Here is a 3,987-nt window from a genome sequence, read left to right on the forward strand (position 1 = left end):
GGGGTGCCTGGTCGATTGTGGGTAGTAGTCGGGCGGCGTAGTCGGCCAACGCTTGGTCCGTCTTGGCTGACAACAGCCACGGCAGGAGTACGTCCGGCTCGTCGGGAACGTCCTCCGTGGCCTGCGGAGCCTGCTCGATCACCAGATGAGCGTTGGTCCCGGAGATACCGAACGACGAGACGGCGGCCCGCCGAGGTCGTGACGTCGCCGGCCAGGGCAGCGGATCGGTGAGCAACCGGATGCTGTCGTCCCAGTCCACGTGCGGCGTGGGCGCGTCCACGTGCAGGGTCTGCGGCAGTCGGCCGTGGCGCATCGCCTCGACCATCTTGATGATGCCGGCGACGCCGGCGGCGGCCTGGGCATGGCCGATGTTCGACTTGATCGACCCCAGCCACAGCGGCTGGTCGGTAGGGCGGTCCCGGCCGTAGGTGGCCAGCAACGCCTGCGCCTCGATCGGGTCGCCCAGCGTCGTGCCGGTGCCGTGCGCCTCGACCACGTCCACGTCGGCGGCGGACAACCGTGCGTTCGCCAGCGCCTGACGGATGACGCGTTCCTGCGACGGCCCGTTCGGTGCTGTCAGTCCGTTGCTGGCTCCGTCCTGGTTCACCGCCGACCCACGGATCACCGCGAGCACCGGATGCCCGTTGCGCTGGGCGTCGGAGAGCCGCTCCAGGACCAGGACGCCCACCCCCTCCGACCACGCCGCCCCGTCGGCCCCGGCCGCGAAGGACTTGCACCGCCCGTCCGGCGCCAACCCCCGCTGCCGGGAGAAGTCGACGAAGATGCGGGGCGTCGCCATGACGGTGGCGCCGCCGGCGAGCGCGAGGGAGCACTCGCCGGATCGCAGTGCCTGACCGGCCATGTGTACCGCGACCAGCGACGACGAGCAGGCCGTGTCGACGGTGACGGCGGGGCCTTGCAGGCCGAGGGTGTAGGCGATGCGGCCGGAGGCGACGCTGCCGGCGGTGCCGGTGCCGACCATGCCTTCCAGGTGGGTGGGCAGGGCGAGGGTGGCGTAGTCGTGGTACATGATTCCGGCGTAGGTGCCGGTGTCGCTGCCGTGCAGGCTGGCGGGGTTGATGCCGGCGGATTCGATGGCTTCCCAGGCGACTTCCAGCAGTAGTCGTTGTTGTGGGTCGCTGGCGAGGGCTTCTCGGGGGCTCATCTCGAAGAACTGGGCGTCGAAGTCCGCGGCGTCGTAGAGGAAGCCGCCGTGGCGGGTGTAGGAGGTGCCCAGCCGGTCCGGGTCCGGGTCGTAGAGCGCGGACAGGTCCCAGCCCCGGTTGTCGGGGAACAGGCCGATCGCGTCGGTACCGGAATCGACCAGCCGCCACAGGTCCTCCGGCGAGCGCACCTCACCGGGGAACCGGCAGGCCATCCCCACCACCGCGATCGGCTCGTGCCGGGCGGCCTCGACCTCGGCCAGGCGTTGCGAGGTCTGCTCCAGGTCAGCGACGGCGCGCCGGAGATAACTGCGCAGCTTCTCATCGTCCGACATCAGACTCCCCCATGCGATTGCGTCATCGGCGACAGGATGTCCCGCACCGTCCGGAAGAACTCGGCGTCCGGCTCCCGGACGAAGAAGTGACCGCCCTCGACCCGGTGCAGCACGGTGCCGACGGTGGTGTAGCGAGACCACTCGGACACCTGCTGCTCGGAGACGAGCGGATCGTCGGTCCCGTGAAAGAGATGGAGTGGGAAGGGCAGGGGGGCACCGTCCGGAGGCCGGGCCGTCGCCATCAGCCGTAGGTCGGCGCGGAGCAGACCGGTCGCCGCGCGTAGCCACTCCGGACGCCGGAGAACCTCAGCGGAAACCCCGCCGATGCGCAGCATCTCCGACACCAGCGCCTCCTCGCCGGCCAGTTCCGCCGTCTGGAGAACCGGCCGTAGGTGCGGCGCGGCGCACGCGCCGACCAGCAGCGCCACCGGTGCGGCCACGCCCCGAGCCGGGTAACGCTGGGCCAACCGGTACGCCACACCGCCGCCCAGGCTGTGTCCGTAGAAGGCGTACGGCGGGCGGACGTGCTCGGCCAGGTCGGCCTCGAGCCCGGCGATCAGGGCGTCGAAGTCGGCCGGCACCGGCTCCCGGCGGCGCCACTCCCGGCCCGGAAGCTGCACCGGCAGCACGTCAACGTCGCCGGGGAGCGCCGCGGGCCACCCCGAGAAGACCGACGCCGCACCGCCCGCGTGGTGGAAGCAGAACAGCCGCAGCCGGCCACCGGGTGAGGGCGACGCCGAGAGAGAGGTCGCAGGCATTCCGCCCCTACCCTGCTGCCCGGCTCAGCGCGTCGCGCACATGACGGATGAGAGAACTCGGCGTCGGATGGTCCATGATCACCGCAGGGGAGAGCACGAGACCGGTCTGCGCCGACAACTCCCTGCCCAGCTCCAGCGCGGTGAACGAGGAGAACCCGATGTCCAGGAAGGTCTCCTCGACGTCGATCTCCTCGGGCGAGCCGTAGCCCAGGATGCTGGCCGAGCGCTTGCGGAAGATGTCGCGCAGCAGTTCCTCCTGTTCCGGCGGGGACATCTGCGCGAGGCGCTCGGTGAGCGGGAGTTGGCTCTCGGCGGCCGGGCGTTGGGCGACGGGCGCGTCACCCAGCAGGTCACGTAGGACCGGCGCGGCGGCGTCGTCCGGCCACGCCTTCCAGTCGACATCCACCACCGCCGCCACGGCGCTGTGCTGCCCGACGGCACGGCGGATCGCCGCCATGGCGGCGCGTACCGGGACGGGCCGGGCCGCCGGCAGGTCGTCGCCGTGGTGCCACGCCACGTACGTCGCCGGGTGGCCGTCGGCGCGGAGCCGGTGGGCGATGCTTTCCAGCACGGCCGCCTCGACAGCGTCGGCCGGGCGGTCCGGCCGGCCCAGCGCGGCGGTGAACCCGGAGACGAGTACGACATTCGCCGGCCGCTGCCCGTCCGGCAGCGCGTCGAGACAGCGCACCAGTGCGTCCCCGTCCGTCACCGGCGCGGCCTCCGGCGCATAAACGATGGCGGTGAGCGGGACTCCCGGCGGCAGGGCCCGGTGCAGGGCCTGCGGGTCGGCGGGCACCTCGGCGGCGGTCGCGACGCGCTCCGCGCCGTTCTTCCGCACCGCACCGGCCAGCTCGGCGGCCCTCGGCCCGGTCCCGATGACGAGGACGGTGCCGCTCGGCCGCCACACCGTCGCCGGTCCGGTGGCGGCCCGGACCAGCCGGCGGACGAGAACCCCCGCCGGACGTATCGCGTACTCACCACCGGCTCGACCGGCGGAGAGCACGCCGATCAGGCGGTCCCCGAGCCGTGGATCGAGCTCGCCGGCCGGCTCAGCCGGCAGGTCGACGAGGCCGCCGCCCGAGGCGTGCCCGGCCACGGCGGCGCGTGCGGCGCCCCAGACGGCGGCGCGGGCCGCGCCCGCCGGTCGTTCCCCGTCGGCGGTCACCGCGCCCCGGGTGACGAACCACAGGGGAGCGTCCACGCCGGCCGCGGCCACGCCGGCGGCGGCCACGGCCTGCCGACGGGTACGGGCGACGGGGGCGTGCTCGTCGGCGTCGGTGAGCCCGTGCAGCGACACCACACCGGCCGGCGGCGGCCCGTCCGGCAGGTCGGCGGTGCCGTCGGCGCGGATGTGCAGCAGTTCCGCGTCGGCGCCGTGCGCCCTGAGCAGACCGACGATGTCCGGTGCCGCGACACCCGGTTCGGGCACGACCACGAGCCACCGGCCGGTGAGCGTCGGTTGCCCGTGGTCGGGCAGCGGACGCCAGACGAAGAGGTACCGGAGGCGCTGCTGGTGCCGCCACTCGGAGAGCACCGGCAGCAATGCCCGTACGGATTCGGCCTGCTCGTCATCGACCAGCAGCGTCTCGGCGGCGCCGGCGAAGTCCTCGTTGTCCACCGCCGCCCAGAAGTCGCTCTCGCTGGTTCCGACCCGCTCGTCGTCCTGCTCGGCCGGCCAGTACTGCTGGTGTTGGAAGGGGTAGGTGGGGAGGGGGGTGTGGTGGGGGCCGG

The 3,987-nt window shown here is 73.2% G+C and carries 3 protein-coding genes; all 3 read right to left on the reverse strand.

What is annotated here, in order from left to right; genetic code table 11:
• Positions 1-1,498, reverse strand: a 1,498-nt coding sequence (locus tag C8054_RS31420; protein WP_199199994.1) for a beta-ketoacyl synthase N-terminal-like domain-containing protein, incomplete at its 3' end; no start/stop codon positions are given.
• On the reverse strand, positions 1,498-2,256 hold the full coding sequence (locus tag C8054_RS31425) for a thioesterase II family protein (RefSeq protein ID WP_107162776.1): 759 nt from the start codon (positions 2,254-2,256) through the stop codon (positions 1,498-1,500). The genes C8054_RS31420 and C8054_RS31425, both read right to left, overlap by 1 nt.
• Positions 2,257-2,263: 7 nt before the next feature.
• A partial coding sequence (locus tag C8054_RS31430; RefSeq protein ID WP_233220263.1) for a phosphopantetheine-binding protein occupies positions 2,264-3,987 on the reverse strand: 1,724 nt, incomplete at its 5' end.

The organism is Micromonospora sp. RP3T (genome assembly GCF_003027925.1).
Lineage (GTDB): Bacteria > Actinomycetota > Actinomycetes > Mycobacteriales > Micromonosporaceae > Micromonospora.